The sequence below is a fragment of the Dialister sp. genome, assembly GCF_047832375.1.
In the GTDB taxonomy this organism is placed as follows: Bacteria; Bacillota; Negativicutes; order Veillonellales; family Dialisteraceae; genus Dialister.
In genome coordinates this window covers 2,388,391-2,413,472 of the sequence record NZ_CP181256.1, presented here as the reverse complement: position 1 = coordinate 2,413,472, position 25,082 = coordinate 2,388,391, and the positions used below count along the sequence as shown (strand labels likewise).

The window sequence follows — 25,082 nt, the reverse complement described above, 5'->3', positions numbered from 1 at the left end:
ATTCTCTTCACGCAACTCTCCATTCTGCTTCTTTTCCCTTCTCATTTTAATTTAAAAAGGCCTATATTTTTCCGCATACACCTATGCATAGGTGATATAATAAAAATGTGTGAGTGTGTGTGAAAATGCGATTCACCGTATATACTATATTTCCCTTTATTCATCACCAAGGAGGCAGATGAAGTGGAAACAAAACGTGATTTTATATGGAAAATGGGCGGCCAGCAGGGGCAGGGCGTAGAGTCCTGCGGCGAGATCCTGGGCCGGGTCCTGGCACAGGAAGGATATTCCCTGTTCAGCCAGCGCCTTTTTGCTTCTCGTATCAAAGGCGGCCATACCACCATTGCCCTTCGCATTGCGACGAAGGAAGTAGCTACCATCGGGGAACATGTGGACTGCCTGGTAGCTCTGGACCAGGAGACCATTGATCTCCATGGGAAGGAAGTACCGGAGGGCGGCGTCATCATTGCCGATGATGCGTTCCATCCGAAGTTTGAAGCCCACAGCGGCCGCATCGTACTGGCTCTTCCCATTACGGAACTGGCTAAGAAATACGGCAGCCTGCAGATGAAGAATATCGCCGCCCTCGGCATGAGCGCCGGCGTCCTGGGCTTCCCGGAAGACCCGTTCTACGGCTTCATTGCCCAGCGTTTCAGCAAGAAGGGCGAAGAAATCGTCTCCAAAAATAAGCAGATTTTCAAGGAAGGCTATGATACGGCCATTGCTTCCATGCACGGCGTAGAACTGGGGCATCTGGCAACACCGCCGAAGAAGGACCAGCTGTACCTCTTAGGCAACGAAGCCGCAGCTCTCGGGGCTATTTCCGCGGGCTCCCGGTTCATGGCTTCTTACCCTATTACCCCGGCTTCTGAAATCATGGAATACATGATCAAGGTCATCCATAAGATCCATGGCACCGTGGTACAGACGGAAGACGAATTATCTTCCTGCATGATGGCCATGGGTGCCGGCTATGCCGGGGTCCGTGCATTCACCGCTACTTCCGGCCCAGGGCTTTCCCTCATGGCAGAATCCATTTCCATGGCTGCCATGGCTGAAATCCCGGTGGTCATCATCGATGTCATGCGTGCCGGCCCGTCCACCGGTATGGCTACGAAGGTAGAACAGAGCGATATCCGCTATGCCATTGCCTCCGGCCACGGGGATGCGGAAAAGATCGTCCTCGCCGCTTCTTCCATCGAAGACTGCTACTATATTACCCAGGAAGCCTTCAACCTGGCCGAAGAATTCCAGACCCCTGTCATCGTGCTGTCGGACCTGCAGTTCGGCATGTGCAAACAGTCGGTACCGGCCTTTGATATGAACCGCATCGGCATTAACCGGGGCAAACTGGTAACGGAAAACCTGCCGGAACTGGACACAAAGAAGAAAGCCTATTTCCACCGTTTCGAAGATGTGGAAGACGGCATTTCTCCAAGAACTATTCCGGGCGTGAAGAACGGCATGTTCCTGTCCACGGGCCTCGAACACAATGTGTTCGGGAAACCGGCAGAAGGACAGGCAGACCGGGTCATGGAAATGGAAAAACGGCATCGGAAGTTTGCCGGTGTTCCTTCTGCCATTAAGCCCTTCAATGTAACCCATGAAGACACGGATACGGACCTCCTCCTTGTCGGCATCACCTCGACCAATGGTGCCCTGGAAGAAGCGGTGGAAGAACTGGAAGCGGAAGGAAAGAAAGTAAACCATCTCCAGCTCCGTCTCCTCTCCCCGTTCCCCACGGAAGCTCTCCGTCCCTATATCGAAGGGGCAAAGAAAGTTCTCATCGTAGAAGAAAACCTGACAGCCCAGCTGCGCGAACTCTTCGCTATCCACTTCGACTGCCACGACAAGCTGCTGTCTCTCCTGCAGTATGACGGCACGCCCTTCACCACTTCTACCATTGTGAACAAAGCTAAGGAGGTCTTCTGATTATGGCTTCACCGAGAGACTATAAAAATACAATCGTTCCGAACTGGTGCCCCGGCTGCGGGGACTACGGCATCCAGAATGCCATTTCTGCGGTCTGTGCCAAAAAGGGCTGGGCCAATGAGGACATCACCCTGATTTCCGGCATCGGCTGCTCTTCCCGTATCGGCGGTTACCAGTACTGCTACGGTGCCCACACTACCCACGGCAGGGCTCTTCCCTTTGCCCAGGGCATCAAATGCGCCAATAAAGACACCCACCTCATCGTATGCTCCGGCGACGGCGATTCCTACGCCATCGGCCTTGGCCACGCCATGCATGCCATGAAGAGAAATATGGATATTACGTACCTGGTCTTCGATAACCAGGTCTATGGCCTCACCAAGGGCCAGACCTCCCCGGCTTCCTCCAAGGGCTTTGTTACAAAGACAACCCCCGATGGAAACCCCCTGACCCCGCTGGATGCACCGTCCATGGCCATTGCTGCCGGCGCTACCTTCGTGGCCCAGGCCTATGCCATCGATGGCAGGAACCTGGTGGATATCATTGAAAAGGCAGTGGACCACAAGGGATTTTCCTATGTCAATATCTTTACTCCCTGCGTTACCTTCAACCATTTCAATACGGTCCAGTGGTACAACGAACACCTGAAAAAGATTTCCGATGTCCGGGAAACCTATGATCCCACCAGCAAAGCCGATGCACTCCATCTGTTGGCAGAAACCGACAGCCTTGTGACCGGCGTGATTTATGAAGAAAAGGATGGCGTGCCCTTCGGCGATATTGTACCATCCAAAGATATCCGCCTCATCGATCACGTGGAAAAACCGTCTAAGGAACTGTTCGAAGATCTTTGCAAGGAATTCCGGTAGTTAAGGAAGGGCAGCGGCCTGCGGCCGGGGCTAAGGCTTCGCCTGGGCGGATGGAAGGAAATATATAATTCGCGGCTTCGCCGCAGTCCCGCGCTTCCTTACATACGGAACGACACCATCCATTAAGCAAGTGCCCCCTTAGAGAAGGGGGCAGCCCAAAGGGCAGGGGATGGATGCCCCGCAGGGGCGGTATGGGCAAGGCAGCGGCCGGGGCTATAACTTCGTCAAGACTGTGGCCAAGGCTCCGACTGGGCTCAAGGAAGGAATATGTATTTTGCGGCTTCGCCGCTGATCTGGTACTTTCTTACATACTGAATGACACTATCCATTAAACCCGTGCCCCCTTAGAGATGGAAGTCCTGCAGAGGACTTCCAAGTTTGGCCTGAAATACAAAAGGCGCTTAGCCTGCACATAAAAGTGCCTTCCTTTTAGGCCAAACGGCGGCAGCCCAAAGGGCAGGGGATGGATGCCCCACAGGGGCGGAACCGGTGGAAAAAGCATCGGCCTGTGGCCGGGGCTGTGACTTCGTCAGGGCTGTGGCCTGACGGCCAGGGCTAAGGCTCCACCTGGGCTCAAGGAATTATATAATTCCGCGGCGCTTTATGAATTGTGCGCCGCACGACCATTCCTCATTTTCATTTTCATGTACGGGCAGCGGCTGCATAACGGGGCCCATTCTATTACTATCGTTGTATTGCAAGGAGCAGAATCATTATGGCATCAGACAGAATGATGGAATATTACTACTCCATGGGGCAGGACTGCCTCCATATGGGAGATATGGACGGCGCCGTCACTTACTTCAGGAAAGCCGCCAATATGGGAGCCCGGGAAGCAGCCTATGAAATCTATATCATCGGCCGCCAGTGGGAAACCGGCGACGGTGTGGAGCCAAACGATACGAAGGCGGAAAACTGCTACAAGCTCAGCGTGGACTACGGTATCCGGGATGCGGCCCTGCAGCTTGGAAAGCTGTATCTTCGCGGGATGAAAGGAAATAAGACAAATCCCCGAAAGGCAAGGAAAGCCCTGGAGCAGGCTTCCGATGAAGGGAGTGCCGAGGCAGCTTCACTTCTGGGGAAGATGTACGATGAAGGGATCATGGGCCGGGTGAACCCGGACAAGGCATTCAAGTGCTACCTCCTGGCCGCCGAGCGGGGAGACAGCGGGGCTATGCTCATGACCGGCATGTTCTATGCCCAGGGTACCAGTACCCAGAAAGACCTGGCTGCCGCGGAGATGTGGATCCGCAAAGGCCGGGATGCCGGGGATCCTGACGGGGACATGACGCTCCGGGGATTCCTGTCTGTGGCCTGTGCAGAATACGTCACCGGTGCCGGTGGCAGCGTGGATACGGCGAAAGCCTGGCATATGGCGGAAGAAGCGGAAGCCCTGGGAGACAGGGAAGTCTTCCTGCGGCTGGGACTGGCCTTCAGCCACAGCGGCCGGAAGAATCATGGCACAAAGGCCTTCGAATGCTACAAGCGGGCTGCCCGGAATGATATTCCCGCCGCCTGGTCTGCCCTGGGCCTCTGCTACGAAGCGGGGCTGGGGGTAGAAGAAGACATCAAAGAGGCCGTGGCTTTTTATAAGAAAGCGGCGGAAGCGGAGGATGCCTTCGGCATGGCCCATTATGGGTACGCCCTGGCCAATGGGGAAGGGGTCCCAAAGGATGAAAAAGCTGCCATGAACTGGCTCATCAAGGCCGCCATGAAAGGGGACCCGGGAGCCATCCATATCCTGAAGGAAGACTACAACTACGTATTGAAATAGTAAATCCATATAAAAGGACCATGAGATGTCAGTTCTCATGGTCCTTTTATATGGATTTTTGCCATTTCTTGTAAAAACGGCTCCCGGGGGCCTCCGGAAGGGGATTTACTGATCCCTGTGGGAAAAGAAATCCTGCAGTTCTGGGGGAATATCCTTCTTCGTAAGGGAAAGGGGCAGGTTATCATCTGTAATGCCGGCATCCAGCTTTCCTTTGAGCAGCTTATCTATGTAGGAAGCGGCCTTGACCTGCTCCTCTTTTTCTTTCCGCTCTTCTTCCAGGGTTCCGATGTACTGCCGGAACAGGCGGATCCGCTCTTCCCTTGTGGAAGCCCCCTGCTGGTAGAGAGTGATGAAGTGGGTAATATCCCGGATGGGCATGTCAATATTCCGGAAAAACTGGATCATCCGGAGTATGGAAATGTCCCGGTCCGTAAAAATCCGTACGCCGCTTACGCTGCGCTTTACGAAGGCAAGCATGCCTTTTTTGTCATAAAACCGGAGAGTGGTGGCCGGAATCCCGGTGAGTTCCACCACGTCCTTCATGGTATAAAGCCTTTCAGCCATATGGTTCACCCCTGTACTTGTTTTTGTTATTATGGCAATAAAAAACTATTGGGCACACGGAAAAAAGAGACTTCCCCATGTCTCAATAGATATACATATTATAAACATTGGACCGCACTACGTGTCAAGGGTACAACTTACTCAGGGTAAGAATATCCTATAGAGCGAAACTGGAAAGAAAAGACTGTTTTTTCCACAAAAGAGAGTATGGGAAACGGGAAAATCAGATTAAATATTTTTATATGGATGCGAAGATTCATTTTATAGTAAAACTGTAAATATACGATAAAAACCGGTATTTCCCGGTATCTATAAATTGGTTGGACTATGGTACATAAGAGTAGACTGAAGGTCAAAGCAGGGGAATTGAACATTTTTTGGCGAAATGGTACCGTAAATACAGCCGAAAACGGCGGCCCCCGTTTTTCGGTGGAAGGACAGTAAGTGAAAAAAGCACGCAGAGGAAACACGGTCACTCAAGCAACGCTCTATCGCTGAACTCCGGAAAAGAAAAGGGCTCTGTTTCCCCATTATTTTCTTTAAAGGAGCGAAGAACTATGAAAAAGATTCTCGCAATCGCTGCTGTAGCAGCACTCACCGCTGGCGTATCCGCATACGCTGCAAATCCTTTCTCTGATGTAACCCCTGATGACTGGGCTTACCAGGCAGTATCCGACCTCTCCGACCAGGGCGTCGTAGAAGGCTATCCGGACGGCACCTTCAAAGGTGAACGGAACATGACCCGTTACGAACTGGCTCAGATCATCGCCCGCCTCATGGCTAAAGAAGACCAGCTGAACGCTGAACAGCGTGCAACCCTTGATAAACTGGCTGGCGAATACGCTGACGAACTGGCTAACCTGGGCGTTCGCGTAGGCAACCTGGAAAAGAAAGTCGGCAATATTTACTGGTCCGGCGATGCCCGTATGCGTTACCAGGATAAATCCCTGGATAAGCCTGACAGCTGGGATGGCCGTATGAGAATCAACATTAAGGGCCAGGTTAACGACTCCACCACCATCAATGGCCGCCTGACCTACAACATGAACTACAAAGACAGCACCAAAGATTCCGGCGTATACATGGATGTCCTGAACGCTAAACATTACTTCGGCAAGGATGTAGCCCTCACCCTCGGCCGTTATGCAAACAACTTCGGCAACGAAGCAAACTGGCGGTTCGGTGATTCCCATGACTTCGACGGCGCTGAACTGGCTCATAATAATGGCAAGCTCAACGTAGCAGCCGGCTTTGGCCAGTTTGATACCGCTTATGGCACTGATAACCGTACAGTAAAGGCTAATGGCGATCTGGATAAAGGTGCAGAAGGCGACGATGCAGATGCATTCTATGCAAGAGCTGGCTATGACTTTAACGTTGCTAAACTGGGCGTAGACTACATTAAGTTCCAGGAAGGCAAGAAATATAACATTAACACCACTGGTACAACATTAAAGGATCATCGTTCCTTCCGCGGCGACGATGAACTGCTGGGCGTTGACCTCGCTATTCCGTTCGGCGGACACCAGAACTGGAATGTCCAGGGTGAATATGTAAAGAACACCACCACGGACCTGGACAAAGATGATGCTTGGAACGCAGGCCTCCAGTACAGCACATTCAACTGGAAGAAACCTGGCACCTTCGGACTGGGCGTATGGTACAATGATATCGGCAATGCAACCTACTTCGGCGGCACCGGCCTCCAGACCAATCTGCTCGATGCATTCTTTGTAAAGGATGGCAACGGCAACTTTGCAAATAATCTGAAGTTCTGGAACGTTATCGGCGATGTAGCTCTCATGAAGAACGTTGCCCTCCATGCTGAATACGCATTCGGCGCTGACGCTGACGGCGGCGACGATCCGGACGATGCTTGGACCGTTTCCCTGAACTACAAATTCTAATTTCTAAGAAATCAGAATCAAGTTCCATGAACAGAAAAGAAGCCCCCCTATGGGGGCTTCTTTTTTCTTTGGATAAATACCGGCCAATTCCCGCGCAAAAGTACTGGGCAGTAGTGAGAAGGGAGAAGGGAGTAAAGGCGGCGGTACAAAAATTATATGGCGCCGCAATTTTGATATTACCGAAAACAGGCAGCCCCTTAGAGAAGGGGCGCACCAAAGGTGCAGGATGGATGCGGCGAAGCCGCGGAACCTCAATACTCTAATCTCAATTCTCAAAATCTATTGCCGCAGGCTGTCCGGCTCAAGGCTGAAGGCTCAAAGCTCAAGGCCAGGAGAGAATGGGTCCACACCAATAAAGCCTCCATTGCCATCAAAAAAGCCGTGAAGCAGCTGCTTCACGGTTTTTCATACCTTCAGTTTTTTCTTTCCCCTGTCAATGGCGAAGGGCTTCAATTTCTGCCCCGTGGCTTTCATGAGGGCTTCCACGGAAGGAAGCTCTGTCTGCTCCAGGGCTTTTCGGACAATGTATTCGCAGGCCCGGGCATCGTCCAGGGCCTGGTGGTGGTGGAAGTCAAAACCCAGGGCCCCGGCCACCGTATTCAGCTTGTGGTTCACGGTGTCCTTCCAGAGCTTACGGGAAAGGATCACCGTATCGCCGTAGCGGAAATGGATGTCCGGCAGGTGGTAGGTATCGATGGCGGAGGCCAGCACCCCCATGTCGAACCGGGCGTTGTGGGCAAAGACGATATTCCCTTCCAGCCGGTCCGCAATGTCCTTCCAGAAGGCGGGAAACCGGTCTTCCCCTGCCACGTCTTCCGGATGGATGCCATTCACCCGCATGCAGCCGGCATCAAAGTTCAGGGACAGGGGCTGGATGAGATGGTACCATTCATCGATGACTTTTGTCCCATCGCTTACCACGATGCCCAGGGAGCAGGCATTGGCTGGGCCCCAATAGGCGGTCTCAAAATCGAGTGCTGCGTATTTCATGGGGACCTCTTCAGATGGACGCGGTAAAGGAATGATCCGGCCCTTCGAGCCAACCCACTTCTACGGACCGGTCAAAGGCGGACTTCATGCGCCGGGCCAGTTCGTTCCTGGCAGCCGCCACTTTCTTCCTGTTCGGCCCGAAGCCGGTGATGAGAATCAGGATATTTTCGGAGTCCTCTGTCACCTTTCCGGCTTCCCCATCTTCACAGTACCAGTGGTGGACGGCGGTCTTCCCGCCGAGGGTGGCCTGCCATTCGCCATCTTTCTTTTCCAGGAGGAGAGGCTGTGTCCGGTCGCCCATATCGAAGGCGTGGATATCTACATGGAATTTCAGCATGCCTCCCCGCACCATATCCATAATGGGGTTCACCCGGGGGAGCACGTCGGATCCCGCCAGTTCATCCAGGTTGGCGGCTTTCGGCTGGGACAGGATTTCAAAATCATCTCCTGCCCTGGCTTCTTCCTCTTCCACAATGCCCAGGTCCTTCTTGTATTCTTTGAAAACCCTTTCCAGGGCAGTCTGGAACCCTTCCATGCCCATATGGGCGAGGGCTTTCTTGTATCTGTCGATTTCTCCATCCGCCATGGCGGGGTTCATCTTGAGAAGCAGGTTTGCTTCCGTGCAGCAGCGGCGGCGGAAAGCTTCGGCTTCCAGGTTCACCCCCCGGTTATCCACAGCCCGGATGGCCAGGATACCTACGCAGAGGCCGGGAATGGCATCGAATAAGGAATCGTCATAGGTTACTTGCATAATAGGTAAAACCTCCCTTTCTATTCTTGTCTATTATATCATATGGGGTCTGACGGATAATGGGGAGTATGGAGTATATATACATATATATAGAAGCAGGGGTGTCTGAGACAGGAAAGAGTTGAGGATAGAGAGTTGAGAGTTGAGGTCCCGCAGCTTTGCTGCGCTGTCCTTTCAGACTATCCGGCAATGAAGCCTCAAAATGCACACACCCTATCCCGTCATGTCGAGCGGTGGTATCATGCATAATGACTCAACAGCCGAGAATCGCTAAAGCTTCGATGAGTCGAGACATCTTTCTCGGGAACGGGAATACAGGGCTTTTTATAGAAAATGGGAGTTGCAATACCGTCACAGTCATTTATCCGGGAGATCTCTCGACTCTTTCTCACATACTATTCTTGTGTTTAATGACATTACGGCATTTACCATCGCTCGAGATGACGAGGGCGTGTAGAGACACAGGAATGAGTATGTTTCCCGGAATAATGACTCTGCCCGTTCCCCGTCATGTCGAGCGGTGGTATCATGCATAATGACTCAACAGCCGAGAATCGCTAAAGTTTTGATGAGTCGAGACATCTTTCTTGCAAACGGGAATACAGGGCTTTTTATAGAAAAATGGGAGTTGTAATATCGTCACAGTCATTTATCCGGGAGATCTCGGGGCTCTTTCTCACATACTATTCTTATGTGTACTGCCACTACGGTGCTTAACTCCGCTCGAGATGACGGGGTAGAGCCAAAGGGGTGAGTACGGTTTCTAGAGGGAAAACGGGGGAGGGCTAGTATCATCGTGCCAGCCACTCTATTCCTGCAGCTGCCTTTTCCTGCTCCCCGTCATGTCGAGCGGTGGTATCATGCATAATGACTCAATAGCTGAGAATCGCTAAAGTTTTGATGAGCCCCCACATCTTTCTCGGGAACGGGAATACAGGGCTTTTTATAGAAAAATGGGAGTTGTAATACCGTCACAGTCATTTATCCGGGAGATCTCGGGGCTCTTTCTCACATACTATTCTTATGTGTACTGCCACTACGGCGTTTACCACCGCTCGAGATGACGAGGGTGCGCAGAGACACAAAAATGAGTACGTTTTCCAGAATGATGACTCTACTCGTTCCCCGTCATGTCGAGCGGTGGCATCATGCGTAATGACTCAACAGCTGAGAATCGCTAAAGCTACGATGAGTCGAGACATCTTTCTCGGGAACGGGAATACAGGGCTTTTTATAGAAAATGGGAGTTGCAATACCGTCACAGTCATTTACCAGGGAGATCTCTCGACTCTTGCTTACATACTATTCTTATATTTACTGTCACTGTGGCGCTTGACACCGCTCGAGATGACGGAGGAGGGGTAAAGCCACAGGAAGGTGTTGAATTTCAAAGATTTAATGAAAGTTTAACGAAAATAGGTACACGCGAGGAGGCGTGTTTACGTAGAAATAAGGATAGCCTAAACGCTACACGCATAGTATTTACCGAGCACAGGAGCTTTATCGATAATAAAATTAATTTTTTCTAATGGACTTGCATTCCCACCTTGAAAATAGTATGATTTAAAGGCTGAACGTTTTCGGGTCTTCGTGCGAGGGCGAAGCGGAAGGCGGGATCAGTACAAACTATGAAGTGGAAGGTGGCCTGCCATGCAGGGGAATTTCCACGGAGCAGTTCATTCAGGAAATGAACGTAGGAGGTTTATGTAATGTCGAAACAGGAAAAAATCAGAATTCGGCTGAAAGGCTATGATCACAAAGCTGTTGATCAGAGCGCAGCGAAGATCGCGGAGACTGCCAAGAGAACAGGCTCCCGTGTCTCCGGTCCGATTCCGCTTCCCACGGAACGGAATGTGTACACCATTCTCCGTTCGCCACATGTCAACAAGGACAGCCGCGAACAGTTCGAAATGCGTATTCACAAGAGACTTATTGACATCCTTGATCCGTCCAAGAAGACCGCGGATGCACTGATGAGACTGGAACTCCCAGCCGGCGTCAGCATTGATATTAAACTGTAAGGAGGTGCAAAGATGTCTAAGGCTATTTTGGGAACAAAATTAGGAATGTCCCAGGTATTCGCTGAAAATGGCGACCTGGTTCCGGTAAGTGTTATTGAAGTTCTGCCAAACGTTGTAGCAGCTGTTAAAACCGTTGAAAGCGATGGATACAATGCTGTTCAGCTCGGTTATGGCGCTGTCAAAGAAAAACATTTGACAAAACCTGTAAAAGGCCAGTTCGAAAAAGCTGGTATTGATCCGGTTAAATATCTGCGTGAATACAGACTCGCTGAAAAGCCGTCTTACACAGTAGGCCAAACTCTGGCTGCTGATATCTTCGCAGAAGGCGAAATTGTAGACGTAATTGGCACCAGCCGGGGCAAAGGCTTTGCCGGCACGATTAAACGTCACAATCACCAGCGCGGCCCTGAAAGCCACGGCTCCAAAAACCATCGTCAGACAGCATCCCTCGGTGCTCGTATGTCCGGCGGCGGCGGAAAAGTATTCAAAGGCAAGAAGATGCCTGGTCAGCTGGGCGGAGAAAGAGTCACTGTCCAGCATCTTCAGGTAGTAAGAGTTGATACTGCCCGTAATCTGATGCTTGTCAAAGGCGGGATCCCCGGTGCTAAGGGAAGCCTCGTCATGGTACAGGAAACCGTTAAACCTGTAAAATAATATTGTCCGGAACAACAGAAAATTGTTCTGATTAAGGGAGGAACATCTCAATGCCGAAAGTAAAGCTGTATAATGTAGCCGGCCAGGAAACCGGTGAAATAGAGCTGAATGACAGTGTCTTTGGCGTAGACTATAACGAAGCTGTCATTCACCAGGCAGTGGTGCGCCAGATGGCTAACGAACGTCTTGGCACCCATGCCACAAAGACAAGAGGCCTCGTCCGCGGCGGCGGCAAGAAGCCCTGGAAACAGAAAGGCACAGGCCGTGCCAGAGTCGGATCCATCCGCTCCCCACTGTGGGTTGGCGGCGGCACCGTATTCGGACCGACCCCGAGAAGCCATGCAAAGGCTATGCCAAGAAAGGCTCGCCAGCTGGCTGTAAAGTCCGCACTGTCTGAAAAACTCCGTGCCAACGAAATCGTCGTTCTTGACGGCATCCATTTCGACGCACCGAAGACAAAGGAAGTTGTCAAAATGCTGGCAGCTTTCAAAGCAGAAGGCAAAGCCCTCATCGTTGATGGCGGCGAAGCATGCGGCAACACCGTTCTTTCCGCAAGAAACATTCCCGGCGTAAAAGCCTATGCTCCCAGCGGAATCAACATCTATGATATTGTAAATTACGATAAACTTTTCCTGACCCAGGACGCTGTAAAGAAGATTGAGGAGGTACTGGCATAATGGAAGCACGTGACATCCTCATTAAACCGATTATTACAGAAAAAACCACAGCCCTCATGGAAGAAAGAAAGTACACATTCCGCGTACCCCTTTCTGCTACCAAAGTAGAAATCCGTCAGGCTGTTGAACAGGTCTTCAAAGTAAAAGTTCAGGCTGTGAACACCATGCGTTATGAAGGCAAGATGAAACGTCTGGGCCGTACCCAGGGTCGTCGCAGTGATTGGAAGAAAGCAATTGTTACACTCAAACCGGGCGAAACAATTGAGCTCTTCGAAGCGTAAAGGAGGAGTAATCATAAATGGCTTATAAATCATTTAAACCGTACACTCCCGGACGCCGTCAGATGACCGTTTCCACTTTCGAGGAAGTTACCACCGACAGACCGGAAAAATCCCTTCTGGCTCCTGTCCATAACCATGGCGGTCGTAATGGCTCCGGCAAAATGACAGTTCGCCACCAGGGCGGCGGTCATAAACGTCAGTACAGAATCATCGATTTCAAGAGAAACAAGGATAACATCCCGGCTAAGGTCGCTACCATTGAATACGATCCGAACCGTACCTGCCGTATCGCTCTTCTGCAGTATGCAGATGGTGAAAAACGCTACATCCTGGCTCCGAAAGGCCTGAAGGTTGGCGATGTGATTACCAGCGGTCCGGAATCCGATATTAAAGTAGGCAACTGCCTGCCTCTCATGAACATTCCTCTTGGTACTGTTGTACACAATGTGGAACTGAAGATCGGCAAAGGCGGCCAGATGGTCCGTTCCGCCGGTGCCAGCGCACAGCTCATGGCTAAAGAAGGGGACTATGCACTCCTCCGCCTGCCTTCCGGCGAACTCAGAAGAGTACACATCCGCTGCCGCGCAACCATTGGTGCTGTAGGCAACGATGACCATGAAAACATTACCCTCGGCAAGGCCGGCAGAAACCGTTGGCTCGGCGTTCGTCCGACCACCCGCGGCGTTGTAATGAACCCGAATGACCATCCGCATGGCGGCGGCGAAGGTAAAGCTCCTGTCGGACGTAAGCGTCCTGTTACCCCGTGGGGCAAGCCTGCTTACGGCGTGAAGACCCGCGACAACAGAAAAGCGTCTACTAAGCTGATCGTTAAGAGACGCAAGTAAGATAAGGAGGAGTAAAAGTGTCCAGATCCGTAAAAAAAGGCCCGTTCGTTGCATACTCTCTGGTAAAGAAGATTGATGCCCTGAACGCAGCTAACGATAAGAAAATTGTAAAAACCTGGTCCCGTGCTTCTACTATCCTTCCGAGCTTCGTAGGTCACACCATTGCGATTCACGACGGAAGAAAGCATGTACCGGTTTACATCACTGAAGATATGGTTGGCCATAAGCTTGGCGAATTCGCTCCGACCCGCACATTCAAGGGCCACAACAAGAGCGATAAAGCCGCTGCTGCTGCCGCTGGTAAATAACAGGGAGGAATAAAATGGAAGTTCAGGCTATTTCTAGAAATGTCCGCATTTCTCCCCGCAAGGTACGCATTGTAGCAAACCTTGTCCGCGGTAAAAAAGCGGGAGAAGCTATTTCCATTCTGCGCAACACCCATAAGGCAGCTTCCATCGTTGTCGAAAAGACGCTGAGAAGCGCTATGGCAAATGCAGAAAACAACAACAACATGAACATTGATAATCTCTACATCTCCACAATTTATGTAGATGCAGGCCCGATTATGAAGCGTGTACATCCACGTTCCCGTGGACAGGCTTTCGGGATTATGAAACGTACCAGCACACTGACGGTAAAAGTTTCTGAAAAAGAGTAATCGAAGGAGGGAAACGTTTTGGGTCAGAAAGTTAATCCGCATGGAATGCGTGTAGGCGTGATCGATGACTGGGATTCCAAATGGTTTGCAGAAAAAGATTATGCTGCACTGCTTGTGGAAGATGCCAAAATCCGCCAGTTTTTGAAGAAGCACCTGTTTGCCGCAGGCATTTCCAAGATTGGCATTAAACGGGTAGGCAACAGAGTAAAGCTTGCCATTTATACTGCTAAACCGGGCATGGTCATCGGCCGTGGCGGCACAGGCATTGAAGACATCAAGAAGGCACTCGCTTCTGTAACAGATAAAGATGTGGATATTGATATCCTTGAAATCAAATCCATCGACATGAGCGCCATTCTCGTTGCTGAAAACATTGCTTCCCAGCTGGAAAGACGTATCGGCTTCCGCCGTGCTGTTAAACAGGCTGTAGGAAGAACCATGCGCAGCGGCGCTAAAGGTATTAAGGTAACCGTTTCCGGTCGTCTCGGCGGTGCAGAAATTGCCCGCAGCGAAAGCTACCGTGAAGGTTCCATTCCCCTTCAGACTCTCCGCGCCAACATCGACTACGGTGTAACCGCAGCTCACACCACCTATGGTGCTATCGGCGTAAAAGTCTGGATTTATAAAGGCGAACTCGCACCGGGCCAGGTTGTGGATGAAAATGAAAACACCCGCACCAACAAGGACCGTAACAACCGTCATGACGGCAACAGAAGAGGCGGCCGCCGCGGTGATCGCAGAGAACGCAGACCGAGAACCTCTGAAAGGAGTGATTCCTGATGTTAATTCCAAAGCGTACAAAGTTCCGTAAACAGTTCCGCGGCCGTATGAAAGGCAAGGAACATCGTGGAAATACCGTAACTTACGGTGAATATGGCCTGGTTGCCCTGGAACCTTCCTGGATTACCAGCCGTCAGATCGAAGCAGCCCGTATTGCCATGACTCGTTATACAAAACGTGGCGGCAAGGTCTGGATCAAGATTTTCCCGGATAAGCCGGTTTCCGCAAAACCGATTGGTACCCGTCAGGGCTCCGGTAAAGGCGCAGTTGAATACTGGGCAGCCGTCGTAAGACCGGGCCGTGTTATGTTCGAAATGGGCGGCATCCCCATCGAAGCTGCTAAGGAAGCAATGCGCCTTGCAGGTCATAAACTGCCGATCAAGACAAAGTTTGTAGTTAAAGGACAAGAAGTGGCAGGTGAATAAAATGAAGGTCAATGAAATTCGTAACCTGAGCACTGCCGAATTAGATGAAAAGGTTGCCGGCTTAAAGGAAGAACTGTTTAACCTCCGTTTTCAGCTCGCTACAGGACAGCTCGAAAATCCGATGCGTATTCGTGAAGTAAAGAAGACCATCGCGAGAATCAAAACTGTTCAGCGTGAAGAAGAATTGAAGGCTGCCAAGAAGGCATGACGGTTAATCCAAAGGAGGATCTCAACGTGGCAGAAGAAAGAAAGTTGCGCAAGGTGCGCCAGGGAATTGTTGTCAGCAATAAAATGGATAAAACCGTTGTTGTTGCTGTAGAACGTAAAGTTCCCCACAAGCTGTACAAAAAATCTATTAATACCACAACCAAGTTCAAAGCGCATGACGAAAACAACGAATGCCGTGTCGGTGATACGGTACGCATCGTCGAAACCCGCCCGCTGTCTCGCGACAAGCGTTGGAGAGTCGAGAAAATCGTTGCCCGCCAGAACTGATATAGAAAGATAATTATAGGAGGATAGGCACGATGATTCAGCAGGAAAGCAGACTCAACGTTGTGGATAATACCGGTGCTAAGAACGTCCTGGTAATTAAAGTCCTGGGTGGTTCCTTCCGTAAGAGCGGCAATATCGGTGATATTGTGGTTTGCACGGTCAAAGATGCAACCCCCGGCGGCGTTGTTAAGAAGGGCCAGGTAGTCAAAGCAGTTGTTGTTCGTTCTGTAAACGGTGTAAGCCGCAGCGACGGATCCCACATCCGCTTTGATGAAAACGCAGTTGTTATTATTAAAGACGACAAGAGCCCGGTAGGAACACGTATTTTTGGACCGGTAGCAAGAGAACTCCGTGAAAGAGATTTCATGAAGATTATTTCCCTGGCTCCGGAAGTGCTCTAATAGGGAGGCAAATGATGAGTCAGAAACTGCATGTAAAGACCGGAGACACAGTTGTCGTTATTTCCGGTAAAGATAAAGGCAAGCAGGGCAAAATCAAAGCTGCTATGCCGAAAGAAGGCCGTGTAGTCGTTGAAGGCGTAAACATGGTCAAGAAACACATGAAACCGAGCCAGGCTAACCCGAAGGGCGGCATCATTGAGAAGGAAGCTCCGATTTATGCGTCCAAGGTCATGATCCTGGATCCGGAATCCAAGAAACCGACCCGCATTAAGAAAGTCCAGCAGAAAGACGGTTCTTATGTAAGAGCAGCTGTTAAGAGCGGCGCTATTATTGATAAGGCCTGAGCGGGAAGGAGGATAACAAGTGTCCAGATTAAACGATTTGTACAAAGCGCAGATTAAAAACAGCATGCGCGAAAAATTCGGCTACAAGAATGACATGGAAATCCCGAAGCTGGAAAAGATTGTCATCAACATCGGTGTAGGCGAAGCTACTGAAAACTCTAAAGCAGTGGATGCAGCTGCATCTGACCTTGCTGCCATCACCGGCCAGCAGCCGATGATCTGCAAAGCCCATAAATCCCTGGCTGCATGGCATATCCGTGAAGGAATGCCCCTGGGATGCAAAGTTACCCTTCGTGGTGACAGAATGTATGAATTCCTCGATCGTCTGATTAACATCGCTCTTCCCCGGGTCCGCGATTTCCGTGGTATCAGCGACCAGAGCTTCGACGGCCGCGGCAACTATGCATTCGGCGTAAAAGAACAGCTGATTTTCCCGGAAGTTGATTATGAAAAAATCGACCGCATCCGGGGCATGGATATCATTGTAGTAACAACGGCTAAGACTGATGAAGAAGCTCGTGAACTTCTGAGACAGTTCGGCATGCCGTTCAAGAAATAAGACGGAGGACAATATGGCAAAGAAGTCTATGTTGGAACGGGAAAAGAAGAGAGAACTCACCGTTCAGAAATATGCAGCCAAACGTCAGGCCCTGAAGGAAGCAAAGGACTGGGAAGCCCTTTCCAAGCTGCCCCGCAACGCTTCTCCGACACGTCTGCATAATCGTTGCAAACTGACCGGCCGTCCCCACGGCTATATGCGTAAATTTGGAATCTGCCGTAACCAGTTCCGTGACCTGGCTTACAACGGCGAAATTCCTGGAATTAAGAAAGCCAGCTGGTAATTCGGGAGGAGGATTAAATAATGGTAACAACCGATCCAATTGCGGATATGCTTACCCGTATTCGTAATGCGAACGATGCATATCATGATCATGTAGATATGCCTGCTTCTAAAATTAAGGCAGCTGTGCTCAAGATTTTAAAAGACGAAGGCTTTATCAAAAACGTAGAACAGATCGAAGTCGAAGGCCACAAGGAACTGCGCGTTTCCCTGAAATACGGTGCTAACCGTGAAAAGGTCATCAAAGGTCTGAAGAGAATTTCCAAACCGGGTCTCCGCGTCTATGCCAATAAGGAAGAACTCCCGAAGGTTCTCGGCGGTCTCGGTATTGCAGTTATTTCCACATCCAAGGGCATCATGACTGACAAGGCAGCTCGCAGAGAAGGCCTTGGCGGTGAAGTTCTTGCGTTTGTCTGGTAATCCGTTGGAGGTATAGAATGTCAAGAATTGGCAAGAAACCTATTGCGGTCCCGGCTGGTGTGGAAGTCAAGATTGACGGCCATACAGTAACAGTTAAGGGCCCGAAGGGAACACTGTCCCGTGCACTGAGTGAAGAAATGGATATTAAGATGGAAAACAATGAAATCCTGGTTTCCCGTCCTAATGATGAAATCAAAAACCGTTCCCTGCACGGACTGACCCGTACCCTGATTCACAACATGGTTGTTGGTGTAACCCAGGGCTTTGAAAAGAAACTGGAAATCCAGGGCGTTGGCTACAATGCACAGATGCAGGGCAAGAACCTGAAGCTGTCCCTCGGTTTCTCCCATCCGGTTATCATCACACCGCCGGAAGGTATTACAATCACCACTCCGTCTTCCGTTGTGATCCTCGTATCCGGCGCTGATAAGGAAAAGGTTGGCCAGGTAGCAGCTGAAATCCGTGCCTGGAGAGAACCGGAACCTTACAAAGGCAAGGGTATCCGTTATTCCGGTGAATACGTACGCCGTAAGGCTGGTAAGACCGGCGCAAAAAAGTAAGACAGGAGGTAGAAAAATATGCGTAAAAATGCAAGCAGAAATGCGGTCATCCGCCGTCATCTGCGTCTTCGTAAGAAAATCTCCGGTACTGCTGCCTGCCCGCGTCTCAATGTGTTCAGATCCCTGGCTAACATTTACGCACAGGTCATTGATGATGAAGCTGGCGTAACCCTGGTATCGGCTAATACCTTAGATAAAGAAATCAAGGCTCAGTTCCCCTATGGCGGAAACGCTGAAGCCGCTAAGGCTGTAGGTGCTCTCGTTGCAAAACGGGCTCTTGAAAAGGGAATTGAAACTGTAGTGTTCGACCGCGGTGGTTATATCTATCATGGCAGAGTGGCTGCTCTGGCTGAAGGTGCCCGCGAAGCCGGCCTGAAATTTTAAGGTAAAGGAGATAGCACATGCCAAGATTTGAGAAAAAAGAATCCGACTTACAGGAAAACGTCGTTTTCATCAACCGCGTTGCTAAAGTCGTAAAAGGCGGCCGCCGTTTTTCCTTCGCTGCAGTTGTAGTAGTCGGTGATGGCAAAGGCAAGGTAGGCGCTGGCCTGGGCAAGGCAGCCGAAGTTCCGGAAGCCATTCGCAAGGGCGTTGAAGACGCTAAGAAAAATATGATTACCGTTGCCCTGAAGAACGGTACCATTCCCCATCCTATGCTCGGCATCTATGGTGCAGGCAAGGTTATCATGAAACCGGCTGCTGAAGGTACCGGTATCAAAGCCGGCGGCCCGGTCCGTGCGGTACTCGCTCTCGCAGGCATTCGTAACATTCTGACCAAGTCCCTCGGTTCTTCTAACCCCATCAACATGGTTAGAGCTACCATGGACGGTCTCTCCAAGCTTGAAAATGCAGAAACTGTTGCAGCACTCCGCGGAAAGAGCCTGGACGAAATTTATAACTAAGGGGGCCCCTCATGAAAGTTATTATTACACTGAAAAAAAGCGTGATTGGCTCCAGACCTGAGCATATCGCTACTGTTAAGGCACTTGGCCTCCACAAGACCAATTCCTCTGTAGAAAAAGAACTTACCCCACAGATCAAGGGCATGATTCACTCTGTCCGTCATCTGGTTGAATGCAAAGAAGCAGAATAATACGAAGGAGGTGCACTGATGAAACTTCATGAACTGAAACCGGCTGAAGGCTCCACAAGAGCACGTCGTCGTGTAGGCAGAGGCCTCGGCAGCGGCATGGGCAAACAGGCCACCCGCGGTGCTAAGGGCCAGCATGCAAGAACCGGTCATTCCGGTGGTCCCCGTCCGGGATTTGAAGGCGGCCAGATGCCTCTGTACCGTCGTCTCCCGAAGCGCGGATTCAAAAATGTACTGGCTAAGAAATATGCCGTTATCAATGTTGAACAACTGAACCGTTTCGACGCTGATGCCGTTGTTGATCCGGCTGCCCTCGTTGAAGCAGGTATCCTGAAAAACGTTCTCGATGGTGTACGTGTACTGGGTGACGGTGAACTGTCCAAGGCTCTGACCGTAAGAGCTCAGGGATTCTCCAAAACCGCCCAGCAGAAAATCGAAGCAGCAGGTGGAAAAGTAGAGGTGATCTGATATGGGATCTGCTTTAGCAAACTTTTTTGCAAATAAAGAACTCAAAGATCGCATTCTTTTCACTTTCCTGATGTTTGTCATCTTCCGTCTCGGGGTACATATCCCCGTGCCGGGGGTTGATTCATCGGTCATTGAAAGCCTGTTCACATCGGGTAACCTCTTCGGTTTCCTCGATCTCTTCGCCGGCGGTGCTCTCAGCAAATTCTCCATATTTGCCATGAGCATTACCCCATACATCAACTCATCCATTATTATGCAGCTCCTCACTGCCGTCATTCCTACCCTGGAAGAATGGAGGAAAGACGGTGCCGAAGGATACAAGAAAATCCAGAAGGTCACAAGATACTTCACCATTTTCCTGGCAGCTGTGCAGGCATTCGGTATGACCTATGCCCTGCGTATCAACAATGCCCTTGTTGATAACAGCTGGCTGTATTTTATTTTCGTTATCGTTGTCCTCACAGCAGGCACCTGCCTTCTCATGTGGATCGGCGATAAGATTACGGAACACGGTATCGGCAACGGTATTTCCCTGATCATTTTCTGCGGCATCGTGGCCCGCTTCCCGCAGGCTATTTCCACCGTAGTGGATTATCTGAAAGTCGGTACGATTTCTCCGTTCCAGCTTCTCCTGTTCCTGGTGATTGCACTGGCCATGATTCTCATGGTTATCGAAGTGAATGAAGGACAGAGAAGAATTCCTATCCAGTATGCCAAGCGTGTGATCGGACGCAGGATGTATGGCGGCCATTCCACCTACCTGCCACTCAAAGTGAACCAGGCAGGCGTTATCCCCATCATCTTCGCTTCCTCTATTCTCATGCTGCCGATTACACTGGCCCAGTTCATTCATGTCAGCTGGGTACAGGCGGTGGGCAACTTCTTCGGATGGGGCACATGGCCCAATACCATCTGCTACGGTTTCCTCATTTTTATCTTCACCTACTTCTATACGGCGATTTCCGTCAATATCAAGGATCTGGCAGATAATATGAAGAAATATGGCGGTTTTATCCCCGGCATCCGCCCGGGACAGCCTACCATGATGTATGTGGATAAGGTGTTGTCCAGAATTACACTGACCGGTGCCATTTTCCTGGCCTTCATTGCAATCCTTCCGAACTTCATCGGAAACATTACCGGCATTCAGGGTGTGTACTTCGGTGGTACATCCCTCCTCATTATTGTCGGTGTCGCACTGGATACCATGAGACAGGCCCAGTCGTATATGGTTACAAGAAACTATCAGGGCTTTATTAAATAAGGCTTTTGTTAAATAAGGAGTAGGGATATGTATATCTTATTAATGGGACCTCCCGGTGCCGGCAAAGGTACGCAGGCAGAAAAACTCATTCGTGATTACGGCATCCCCCAGATTGCTACAGGCGACATGTTCCGTGCGGCTGTAAAATCAGGAACTGCTCTCGGCAAGGAAGCTAAAAGCTATATGGACAAGGGAGCCCTTGTTCCGGATAGTGTAACCGTGGGCATTGTGAAAGAAAGACTGGCGCAGGACGACTGCAAAAAGGGCTGGATCCTCGATGGATTCCCCCGCACCACTGCCCAGGCTTCTGCCCTGGATGCCATTCTTCATGAACTGGGAATCCAGCTTACTGCTGTTATCGGTATCAAAGCAAACCGTGACGACATTATCAAGAGAGTAAGCGGCAGACTGGTCTGCAAAAAATGCGGCGCTTCCTTCCATAAGGAATTCCGTCCGCCGAAGCAGCCAGGCATCTGTGATAACTGCGGCGGTGAATTGTACCAGCGGGCTGATGATAATGAAAAGACCATCTCCCAGCGGCTTGATGTGTATGAAAAATCCACAAAGCCCCTTATCGATTACTACAAAGTAAGCGGCCGGTACTATGAAATCGACGGAGACCAGTCCATGGACAAGGTGTATGAAGATATCAAGGCTGCCCTGAAGAAGGCTTCCAAATGATCATCATCCACACACCGGAAGAGATAGAGAAGATTGCCGCAGCCAGCCGTCTGACTGCGGATACTCTCTCTATGCTTGAAAAAGCAGTAAAGCCGGGCATGAGCACTCTTGAGCTTGACCATCTGGCTGAAAAATTCATTAGAGATCACGGCGGTATCCCGGCGGAAAAGGGGTATGAAGGGTACCCCGGTTCCATCTGCGCTTCGGTCAATGATACCGTAGTCCATGGAATTCCTTCTGCAAGAAAGATTTTAAAAAAAGGTGATATCATTTCTATCGATCTTGTGGTAGAATTAAATGGTTACATGGGTGATTCCTGTATCACCGTGCCGGTGGGACATACAAACAAGAAGAATCTCCAGCTCATCAAGGCCACGGAAGGTGCTCTTTTTGCGGGCATCAAGCAGGCCGTAGTAGGCAACACAGTAGGTGACATCGGTCATGCGGTGGAAAGCTACGTGAAACCTTACGGATATGGAGTCCTTCGGGAATATGTAGGCCACGGTATCGGTACGGATATGCACGAAGATCCGGAAATCCCGAATTACGGAACGCCTGGTCATGGACCGCGCCTGGAAGAGGGCATGTGTATCTGCATTGAACCTATGATTACCATGGGCAGCGCAGATATTATCAGTCTTCGTGACGGCTGGGGTGTAGTGACGGCAGATGGCAAACCATCGGCCCACGTAGAACACACCATTGCCATTACAAAAGATGGTCCCAGGATTCTGACGCTCAGGGACTGATTTTTCAGTTACCGGCGGACAGTATATATAGCCAAAGGAGGCTCTCATGAGCAAGGCAGACGTTATTGAACTGGAAGGTAAAGTAGTAGAAAAACTTCCAAACGCCATGTTCCGTGTCAAACTGGAAAACGGCGGCCATATTGTGCTGGCTACTATTTCCGGCAAAATGAGGATGAACTTCATCCGTATACTGCCCGGAGATAAGGTAACCATCGAATTGACGCCCTACGATCTGGAGCACGGCAGGATTACCTATCGTTACAAGTAAGTAAGGAGGAACCAAGATGAAAGTCAGACCGTCCGTTAAAAAGATGTGCGACAAATGCAAGATCATCAAACGCAAAGGCCGTGTAATGGTCATTTGTGAAAATCCGAAACATAAGCAGAGACAAGGTTAATTTAAAGGAGGTTAAAGAGTAGATGGCACGTATAGCTGGTGTAGACTTACCAAGAGATAAGCGCGTTGAGATCGGCTTAACTTATATTTATGGAATTGGCCCCACTCTTTCCAAAGAAATCTTAAGCAAAGCAGGAATCAATCCTGATATCCGAGTTAGAGATCTGACTGAAGATGACGTTGCAAAAATCCGCAACGCCCTCGCTGACTACAAAGTCGAAGGTGATCTCCGTAGAGAAGAATCCCTCAACATTAAACGGCTCGTTGAAATTGGATCCTATAGAGGCAGACGTCATCGTGAAGGCCTGCCGGTACGGGGCCAGAGAACAAAGACCAATGCCCGTACACGCAAGGGACCGAAGAAGACAATTGCAGGTAAGAAGACTGCAACAAAGAAGTAATGTTGAAGGAGGGATACAATGGCTACGGTAAAAACTAAAGCAAAAAGAAAAGAAAGAAAACATGTAGAATCCGGTGCAGCTCATATTCGTTCTACTTTCAACAACACGATTGTAACGATTACTGACTCCAACGGCAACACCATTGCCTGGGCATCTGCCGGCGGACTCGGATTCAAAGGCTCCCGCAAGAGCACACCATTCGCAGCACAGATGGCAGCAGAACAGGCTGCCAAGGTTGCTATTGACCAGGGCATGCGTTCCGCTGATGTCTTTGTAAAAGGACCGGGCGCAGGCCGTGAAGCAGCTATCCGTGCACTGCAGGCAGCAGGCATCGAAGTCAGCAGCATTAAGGACGTCACTCCGATTCCGCATAACGGCTGCCGTCCTCCGAAACGCAGAAGAGTATAATCTAGGTATATCCTTTCTGTTTCATTTTGGCGCCGCAAGGCGCAGAAGGAGGACTTTCGGATGATCGAAAATACAAGCTTCACAATAAAGACTGTGGAACTGAGCGATGACAAGCGTCACGGCAAGTTCGAATGCGAACCGCTGGAAAGAGGCTATGGCATCACCCTGGGAAACAGCTTACGACGCGTGTTGCTTTCATCTTTAGACGGTGTGGCTATTACGTCTATCAAAATCGACGGCGTGCTTCATGAATTTTCCACTATTAACGGCGTCAGAGAAGATGTAACAGATATGATTCTGAACCTGAAGAAGATCCGCTTTATCGCTCATGACGAAGCAACCTTCCCCATCACCGTAAGAATCGATATCACTAAAGAGGGTATTTTCCGCGCCGGTGACATGACGTTACCGGCAGAAATTGATGTTCTCAACAAAGATCTGGCCATCTGCACACTGGATTCCGATGCCCACCTGGGCATGGAAATGACCATTAACCGTGGGCATGGCTATGTACCTTTCACAAAGAACAAACGGGAAGACGACGTTATCGGCGTTATCCCGATCGACTCCATTTATTCTCCTGTTGTTAAATGCAACTATAATGTCAGCGATACCCGCGTAGGCAATGAAATGGACTACGACAAGCTGACCCTCGAAGTGGATACCGACGGCTCTGTCAATGCAGATGATGCAGTGGCTACAGCTGCCAATATCCTCATCAGCTGCTTTGAAAATTTCCGCAAGATCGGTGTCAGCCAGCCTGGCAGCGAGCCGGCGGAAGGAGAAGCAGAAGAAGCAGCACCGGCTGCCCAGGAAGAAAAAATCAATGAAGACGCCATCCGTGAACTCCCCATTGAAGAACTGGACCTGTCGGTCCGTGCATTTAACTGCCTGAAGAGAGCTGAAATCAACACAATCGGCGAACTGACAGACAAGACAGAAGATGAATTGACCCGTGTACGCAACCTTGGTAAAAAATCGGTAGATGAAATCAGAGAAAAACTGGCTAACTTCCGGGATTACGGACTTCATCTGAAAGATTCCAACAAGGATTGATATAGTAATAGGAGGAAAGAAATGGCTCGTAGTAGATTGAGAAGAGTCAGCGGTGCCCGCAAAGCCCTGCTGCGCAGTCTCGTAACCGCCCTTTTCCAGCATGGCCAGATTAAAACAACTGAATCCAAGGCCAAGGAACTCCGCCATGTAGCTGACAAGATGATCTCTCTCGCTAAGAGAGGCGATCTCCATGCCCGCCGCCAGGCTGAAGGTTTCATCATGGACAAGGCTGTAACAAAGAAACTGTTTGATGAAATTGCAAAGAAATACACCGATCGCAACGGCGGTTATACCCGCATTGTGAAACTGGACGGCCGTCTCGGCGATAATGCTCCTGAAGTTATTATCTCCCTGGTTGACTGATCTCCGGTGATAAATA

The 25,082-nt window shown here is 50.2% G+C and carries 37 protein-coding genes; 34 read left to right on the top strand and 3 right to left on the bottom strand.

The features are described from left to right. Window positions 1–183 precede the first annotated feature (183 nt). From ACFWUL_RS09650 to ACFWUL_RS09640, 3 genes are all read left to right on the top strand, one after another. On the top strand, window positions 184–1,932 hold the full coding sequence (locus ACFWUL_RS09650) for a 2-oxoacid:acceptor oxidoreductase subunit alpha (protein ID WP_416177121.1): 1,749 nt from the start codon (window positions 184–186) through the stop codon (window positions 1,930–1,932). Window positions 1,933–1,934: 2 nt separating this feature from the next. Continuing rightward, window positions 1,935–2,801, top strand: coding sequence for a 2-oxoacid:ferredoxin oxidoreductase subunit beta (locus ACFWUL_RS09645; protein WP_297023716.1), 867 nt, complete (start codon window positions 1,935–1,937; stop codon window positions 2,799–2,801). 715 nt (window positions 2,802–3,516) lie between these two features. Further along, window positions 3,517–4,575: a tetratricopeptide repeat protein gene (locus ACFWUL_RS09640; protein WP_297023718.1), complete on the top strand. Its 1,059-nt coding sequence runs from the start codon at window positions 3,517–3,519 to the stop codon at window positions 4,573–4,575. Between the two features lie 105 nt (window positions 4,576–4,680). On the opposite strand, the gene ACFWUL_RS09635 is transcribed toward ACFWUL_RS09640, so the two are convergent. Next, window positions 4,681–5,139 (bottom strand): MerR family transcriptional regulator, encoded by a 459-nt coding sequence (locus ACFWUL_RS09635; RefSeq protein WP_416177120.1) that lies wholly within the window; start codon window positions 5,137–5,139, stop codon window positions 4,681–4,683. Between the two features lie 557 nt (window positions 5,140–5,696). On the opposite strand from ACFWUL_RS09635, the gene ACFWUL_RS09630 reads away from it, so the two are divergent. Further along, window positions 5,697–7,046: an S-layer homology domain-containing protein gene (locus ACFWUL_RS09630; RefSeq protein ID WP_416177119.1), complete on the top strand. Its 1,350-nt coding sequence runs from the start codon at window positions 5,697–5,699 to the stop codon at window positions 7,044–7,046. 405 nt (window positions 7,047–7,451) lie between these two features. On the opposite strand, the gene ACFWUL_RS09625 is transcribed toward ACFWUL_RS09630, so the two are convergent. Together ACFWUL_RS09625 and ACFWUL_RS09620 are read right to left on the bottom strand one after the other, a co-directional pair. Beyond that, window positions 7,452–8,036: an exonuclease domain-containing protein gene (locus tag ACFWUL_RS09625; protein ID WP_416177118.1), complete on the bottom strand. Its 585-nt coding sequence runs from the start codon at window positions 8,034–8,036 to the stop codon at window positions 7,452–7,454. A 10-nt stretch (window positions 8,037–8,046) separates the two neighbouring features. Continuing rightward, complete coding sequence (locus ACFWUL_RS09620) at window positions 8,047–8,787, bottom strand: hypothetical protein (protein ID WP_416177117.1); 741 nt, start codon at window positions 8,785–8,787, stop codon at window positions 8,047–8,049. A gap of 1,709 nt (window positions 8,788–10,496) precedes the next feature. Here ACFWUL_RS09620 and rpsJ point away from each other — a divergent pair. Genes rpsJ through rplQ form a run of 30 tightly spaced genes read left to right on the top strand, consistent with a single transcriptional unit; the run spans window position 10,497 to window position 25,066 of the window. Then, the gene (rpsJ, locus tag ACFWUL_RS09615) at window positions 10,497–10,808 is read left to right on the top strand and encodes a 30S ribosomal protein S10 (protein ID WP_008859800.1); all 312 of its coding nucleotides are present in this window, start codon (window positions 10,497–10,499) and stop codon (window positions 10,806–10,808) included. Between the two features lie 12 nt (window positions 10,809–10,820). Beyond that, on the top strand, window positions 10,821–11,462 hold the full coding sequence (gene rplC / locus ACFWUL_RS09610) for a 50S ribosomal protein L3 (RefSeq protein WP_296096853.1): 642 nt from the start codon (window positions 10,821–10,823) through the stop codon (window positions 11,460–11,462). 50 nt (window positions 11,463–11,512) lie between these two features. Then, window positions 11,513–12,139, top strand: a complete 627-nt coding sequence (gene rplD / locus ACFWUL_RS09605) for a 50S ribosomal protein L4 (RefSeq protein ID WP_296096856.1) — start codon at window positions 11,513–11,515, stop codon at window positions 12,137–12,139. After that, window positions 12,139–12,420: a 50S ribosomal protein L23 gene (gene rplW, locus ACFWUL_RS09600; protein WP_296096858.1), complete on the top strand. Its 282-nt coding sequence runs from the start codon at window positions 12,139–12,141 to the stop codon at window positions 12,418–12,420. Before rplD ends, rplW begins: the two co-directional genes overlap by 1 nt. A 17-nt stretch (window positions 12,421–12,437) precedes the next feature. Then, window positions 12,438–13,265, top strand: coding sequence for a 50S ribosomal protein L2 (gene rplB / locus ACFWUL_RS09595; RefSeq protein WP_297041528.1), 828 nt, complete (start codon window positions 12,438–12,440; stop codon window positions 13,263–13,265). Between the two features lie 17 nt (window positions 13,266–13,282). After that, window positions 13,283–13,573 carry a 30S ribosomal protein S19 gene (rpsS, locus tag ACFWUL_RS09590; protein WP_297041530.1) on the top strand — a complete coding sequence of 97 codons (291 nt, stop codon included), beginning with the start codon at window positions 13,283–13,285 and terminating at the stop codon, window positions 13,571–13,573. 14 nt (window positions 13,574–13,587) lie between these two features. Next, window positions 13,588–13,923, top strand: a complete 336-nt coding sequence (gene rplV, locus ACFWUL_RS09585; protein WP_008859806.1) for a 50S ribosomal protein L22 — start codon at window positions 13,588–13,590, stop codon at window positions 13,921–13,923. Between the two features lie 18 nt (window positions 13,924–13,941). After that, window positions 13,942–14,703: a 30S ribosomal protein S3 gene (gene rpsC, locus ACFWUL_RS09580; protein ID WP_297041532.1), complete on the top strand. Its 762-nt coding sequence runs from the start codon at window positions 13,942–13,944 to the stop codon at window positions 14,701–14,703. Beyond that, window positions 14,703–15,128 carry a 50S ribosomal protein L16 gene (rplP, locus tag ACFWUL_RS09575; protein WP_296096870.1) on the top strand — a complete coding sequence of 142 codons (426 nt, stop codon included), beginning with the start codon at window positions 14,703–14,705 and terminating at the stop codon, window positions 15,126–15,128. The genes rpsC and rplP overlap by 1 nt, the downstream gene beginning before the upstream one ends. Window position 15,129: 1 nt before the next feature. After that, complete coding sequence (gene rpmC, locus ACFWUL_RS09570; protein ID WP_291057848.1) at window positions 15,130–15,336, top strand: 50S ribosomal protein L29; 207 nt, start codon at window positions 15,130–15,132, stop codon at window positions 15,334–15,336. A gap of 26 nt (window positions 15,337–15,362) precedes the next feature. Continuing rightward, window positions 15,363–15,623 carry a 30S ribosomal protein S17 gene (gene rpsQ, locus ACFWUL_RS09565; RefSeq protein WP_297041535.1) on the top strand — a complete coding sequence of 87 codons (261 nt, stop codon included), beginning with the start codon at window positions 15,363–15,365 and terminating at the stop codon, window positions 15,621–15,623. A 32-nt stretch (window positions 15,624–15,655) separates the two neighbouring features. After that, window positions 15,656–16,024 carry a 50S ribosomal protein L14 gene (gene rplN / locus ACFWUL_RS09560; RefSeq protein WP_416177116.1) on the top strand — a complete coding sequence of 123 codons (369 nt, stop codon included), beginning with the start codon at window positions 15,656–15,658 and terminating at the stop codon, window positions 16,022–16,024. A 26-nt stretch (window positions 16,025–16,050) separates the two neighbouring features. Beyond that, the gene (gene rplX / locus ACFWUL_RS09555) at window positions 16,051–16,368 is read left to right on the top strand and encodes a 50S ribosomal protein L24 (RefSeq protein ID WP_416178126.1); all 318 of its coding nucleotides are present in this window, start codon (window positions 16,051–16,053) and stop codon (window positions 16,366–16,368) included. Between the two features lie 19 nt (window positions 16,369–16,387). Further along, complete coding sequence (gene rplE, locus ACFWUL_RS09550; protein ID WP_008859813.1) at window positions 16,388–16,927, top strand: 50S ribosomal protein L5; 540 nt, start codon at window positions 16,388–16,390, stop codon at window positions 16,925–16,927. 13 nt (window positions 16,928–16,940) lie between these two features. Continuing rightward, on the top strand, window positions 16,941–17,210 hold the full coding sequence (gene rpsN / locus ACFWUL_RS09545) for a 30S ribosomal protein S14 (RefSeq protein ID WP_297041538.1): 270 nt from the start codon (window positions 16,941–16,943) through the stop codon (window positions 17,208–17,210). Window positions 17,211–17,230: 20 nt separating this feature from the next. Continuing rightward, window positions 17,231–17,629: a 30S ribosomal protein S8 gene (rpsH, locus tag ACFWUL_RS09540; RefSeq protein WP_296096888.1), complete on the top strand. Its 399-nt coding sequence runs from the start codon at window positions 17,231–17,233 to the stop codon at window positions 17,627–17,629. A 17-nt stretch (window positions 17,630–17,646) separates the two neighbouring features. After that, window positions 17,647–18,189 carry a 50S ribosomal protein L6 gene (gene rplF, locus ACFWUL_RS09535; RefSeq protein WP_416177115.1) on the top strand — a complete coding sequence of 181 codons (543 nt, stop codon included), beginning with the start codon at window positions 17,647–17,649 and terminating at the stop codon, window positions 18,187–18,189. Window positions 18,190–18,207: 18 nt separating this feature from the next. Next, window positions 18,208–18,573, top strand: a complete 366-nt coding sequence (gene rplR / locus ACFWUL_RS09530; protein ID WP_330223525.1) for a 50S ribosomal protein L18 — start codon at window positions 18,208–18,210, stop codon at window positions 18,571–18,573. A gap of 17 nt (window positions 18,574–18,590) precedes the next feature. After that, window positions 18,591–19,091, top strand: a complete 501-nt coding sequence (gene rpsE, locus ACFWUL_RS09525) for a 30S ribosomal protein S5 (RefSeq protein WP_296096898.1) — start codon at window positions 18,591–18,593, stop codon at window positions 19,089–19,091. An 11-nt stretch (window positions 19,092–19,102) separates the two neighbouring features. Next, window positions 19,103–19,282: a 50S ribosomal protein L30 gene (gene rpmD, locus ACFWUL_RS09520; protein WP_296096906.1), complete on the top strand. Its 180-nt coding sequence runs from the start codon at window positions 19,103–19,105 to the stop codon at window positions 19,280–19,282. Window positions 19,283–19,300: 18 nt separating this feature from the next. After that, a complete protein-coding gene (gene rplO, locus ACFWUL_RS09515; RefSeq protein ID WP_297041547.1) occupies window positions 19,301–19,747 on the top strand; it encodes a 50S ribosomal protein L15 in 447 nt (148 codons plus the stop codon). Window position 19,748: 1 nt separating this feature from the next. Then, on the top strand, window positions 19,749–21,011 hold the full coding sequence (secY, locus tag ACFWUL_RS09510; protein WP_296096911.1) for a preprotein translocase subunit SecY: 1,263 nt from the start codon (window positions 19,749–19,751) through the stop codon (window positions 21,009–21,011). A gap of 27 nt (window positions 21,012–21,038) precedes the next feature. Further along, window positions 21,039–21,692: an adenylate kinase gene (locus ACFWUL_RS09505; RefSeq protein WP_416177114.1), complete on the top strand. Its 654-nt coding sequence runs from the start codon at window positions 21,039–21,041 to the stop codon at window positions 21,690–21,692. Next, complete coding sequence (map, locus tag ACFWUL_RS09500; RefSeq protein WP_416177113.1) at window positions 21,689–22,441, top strand: type I methionyl aminopeptidase; 753 nt, start codon at window positions 21,689–21,691, stop codon at window positions 22,439–22,441. Before ACFWUL_RS09505 ends, map begins: the two co-directional genes overlap by 4 nt. A 46-nt stretch (window positions 22,442–22,487) precedes the next feature. Continuing rightward, window positions 22,488–22,709: a translation initiation factor IF-1 gene (infA, locus tag ACFWUL_RS09495; protein ID WP_296096919.1), complete on the top strand. Its 222-nt coding sequence runs from the start codon at window positions 22,488–22,490 to the stop codon at window positions 22,707–22,709. Between the two features lie 16 nt (window positions 22,710–22,725). Beyond that, the gene (gene rpmJ, locus ACFWUL_RS09490) at window positions 22,726–22,839 is read left to right on the top strand and encodes a 50S ribosomal protein L36 (protein WP_008859825.1); all 114 of its coding nucleotides are present in this window, start codon (window positions 22,726–22,728) and stop codon (window positions 22,837–22,839) included. 22 nt (window positions 22,840–22,861) lie between these two features. Next, a complete protein-coding gene (gene rpsM / locus ACFWUL_RS09485) occupies window positions 22,862–23,239 on the top strand; it encodes a 30S ribosomal protein S13 (protein ID WP_008859826.1) in 378 nt (125 codons plus the stop codon). An 18-nt stretch (window positions 23,240–23,257) separates the two neighbouring features. Beyond that, window positions 23,258–23,647 carry a 30S ribosomal protein S11 gene (gene rpsK, locus ACFWUL_RS09480; protein ID WP_296096927.1) on the top strand — a complete coding sequence of 130 codons (390 nt, stop codon included), beginning with the start codon at window positions 23,258–23,260 and terminating at the stop codon, window positions 23,645–23,647. 60 nt (window positions 23,648–23,707) lie between these two features. Then, window positions 23,708–24,703 carry a DNA-directed RNA polymerase subunit alpha gene (locus ACFWUL_RS09475; RefSeq protein WP_297041553.1) on the top strand — a complete coding sequence of 332 codons (996 nt, stop codon included), beginning with the start codon at window positions 23,708–23,710 and terminating at the stop codon, window positions 24,701–24,703. A gap of 21 nt (window positions 24,704–24,724) precedes the next feature. After that, window positions 24,725–25,066 carry a 50S ribosomal protein L17 gene (gene rplQ, locus ACFWUL_RS09470; protein ID WP_297041554.1) on the top strand — a complete coding sequence of 114 codons (342 nt, stop codon included), beginning with the start codon at window positions 24,725–24,727 and terminating at the stop codon, window positions 25,064–25,066. The last annotated feature ends 16 nt before the right edge of the window (window positions 25,067–25,082 follow it).

Excerpts from the sequence above, each read along its gene's own strand:
- ACFWUL_RS09645 (WP_297023716.1), top strand. The coding sequence starts at position 1,935 with ATGGCTTCACCGAGAGACTATAAAAATACAATCGTTCCGAACTGGTGC.
- ACFWUL_RS09640 (WP_297023718.1), top strand. The coding sequence starts at position 3,517 with ATGGCATCAGACAGAATGATGGAATATTACTACTCCATGGGGCAGGAC.
- ACFWUL_RS09635 (WP_416177120.1), bottom strand. The coding sequence starts at position 5,139 with ATGGCTGAAAGGCTTTATACCATGAAGGACGTGGTGGAACTCACCGGG.
- ACFWUL_RS09630 (WP_416177119.1), top strand. The coding sequence starts at position 5,697 with ATGAAAAAGATTCTCGCAATCGCTGCTGTAGCAGCACTCACCGCTGGC.
- ACFWUL_RS09625 (WP_416177118.1), bottom strand. The coding sequence starts at position 8,036 with ATGAAATACGCAGCACTCGATTTTGAGACCGCCTATTGGGGCCCAGCC.
- ACFWUL_RS09620 (WP_416177117.1), bottom strand. The coding sequence starts at position 8,787 with ATGCAAGTAACCTATGACGATTCCTTATTCGATGCCATTCCCGGCCTC.
- rpsJ (WP_008859800.1), top strand. The coding sequence starts at position 10,497 with ATGTCGAAACAGGAAAAAATCAGAATTCGGCTGAAAGGCTATGATCAC.
- rplC (WP_296096853.1), top strand. The coding sequence starts at position 10,821 with ATGTCTAAGGCTATTTTGGGAACAAAATTAGGAATGTCCCAGGTATTC.
- rplD (WP_296096856.1), top strand. The coding sequence starts at position 11,513 with ATGCCGAAAGTAAAGCTGTATAATGTAGCCGGCCAGGAAACCGGTGAA.
- rplW (WP_296096858.1), top strand. The coding sequence starts at position 12,139 with ATGGAAGCACGTGACATCCTCATTAAACCGATTATTACAGAAAAAACC.
- rplB (WP_297041528.1), top strand. The coding sequence starts at position 12,438 with ATGGCTTATAAATCATTTAAACCGTACACTCCCGGACGCCGTCAGATG.
- rplV (WP_008859806.1), top strand. The coding sequence starts at position 13,588 with ATGGAAGTTCAGGCTATTTCTAGAAATGTCCGCATTTCTCCCCGCAAG.
- rplP (WP_296096870.1), top strand. The coding sequence starts at position 14,703 with ATGTTAATTCCAAAGCGTACAAAGTTCCGTAAACAGTTCCGCGGCCGT.
- rpmC (WP_291057848.1), top strand. The coding sequence starts at position 15,130 with ATGAAGGTCAATGAAATTCGTAACCTGAGCACTGCCGAATTAGATGAA.
- rplN (WP_416177116.1), top strand. The coding sequence starts at position 15,656 with ATGATTCAGCAGGAAAGCAGACTCAACGTTGTGGATAATACCGGTGCT.
- rpsN (WP_297041538.1), top strand. The coding sequence starts at position 16,941 with ATGGCAAAGAAGTCTATGTTGGAACGGGAAAAGAAGAGAGAACTCACC.
- rpsH (WP_296096888.1), top strand. The coding sequence starts at position 17,231 with ATGGTAACAACCGATCCAATTGCGGATATGCTTACCCGTATTCGTAAT.
- rplF (WP_416177115.1), top strand. The coding sequence starts at position 17,647 with ATGTCAAGAATTGGCAAGAAACCTATTGCGGTCCCGGCTGGTGTGGAA.
- rplR (WP_330223525.1), top strand. The coding sequence starts at position 18,208 with ATGCGTAAAAATGCAAGCAGAAATGCGGTCATCCGCCGTCATCTGCGT.
- rpsE (WP_296096898.1), top strand. The coding sequence starts at position 18,591 with ATGCCAAGATTTGAGAAAAAAGAATCCGACTTACAGGAAAACGTCGTT.
- rpmD (WP_296096906.1), top strand. The coding sequence starts at position 19,103 with ATGAAAGTTATTATTACACTGAAAAAAAGCGTGATTGGCTCCAGACCT.
- rplO (WP_297041547.1), top strand. The coding sequence starts at position 19,301 with ATGAAACTTCATGAACTGAAACCGGCTGAAGGCTCCACAAGAGCACGT.
- secY (WP_296096911.1), top strand. The coding sequence starts at position 19,749 with ATGGGATCTGCTTTAGCAAACTTTTTTGCAAATAAAGAACTCAAAGAT.
- ACFWUL_RS09505 (WP_416177114.1), top strand. The coding sequence starts at position 21,039 with ATGTATATCTTATTAATGGGACCTCCCGGTGCCGGCAAAGGTACGCAG.
- map (WP_416177113.1), top strand. The coding sequence starts at position 21,689 with ATGATCATCATCCACACACCGGAAGAGATAGAGAAGATTGCCGCAGCC.
- infA (WP_296096919.1), top strand. The coding sequence starts at position 22,488 with ATGAGCAAGGCAGACGTTATTGAACTGGAAGGTAAAGTAGTAGAAAAA.
- rpmJ (WP_008859825.1), top strand. The coding sequence starts at position 22,726 with ATGAAAGTCAGACCGTCCGTTAAAAAGATGTGCGACAAATGCAAGATC.
- rpsM (WP_008859826.1), top strand. The coding sequence starts at position 22,862 with ATGGCACGTATAGCTGGTGTAGACTTACCAAGAGATAAGCGCGTTGAG.
- rpsK (WP_296096927.1), top strand. The coding sequence starts at position 23,258 with ATGGCTACGGTAAAAACTAAAGCAAAAAGAAAAGAAAGAAAACATGTA.
- ACFWUL_RS09475 (WP_297041553.1), top strand. The coding sequence starts at position 23,708 with ATGATCGAAAATACAAGCTTCACAATAAAGACTGTGGAACTGAGCGAT.
- rplQ (WP_297041554.1), top strand. The coding sequence starts at position 24,725 with ATGGCTCGTAGTAGATTGAGAAGAGTCAGCGGTGCCCGCAAAGCCCTG.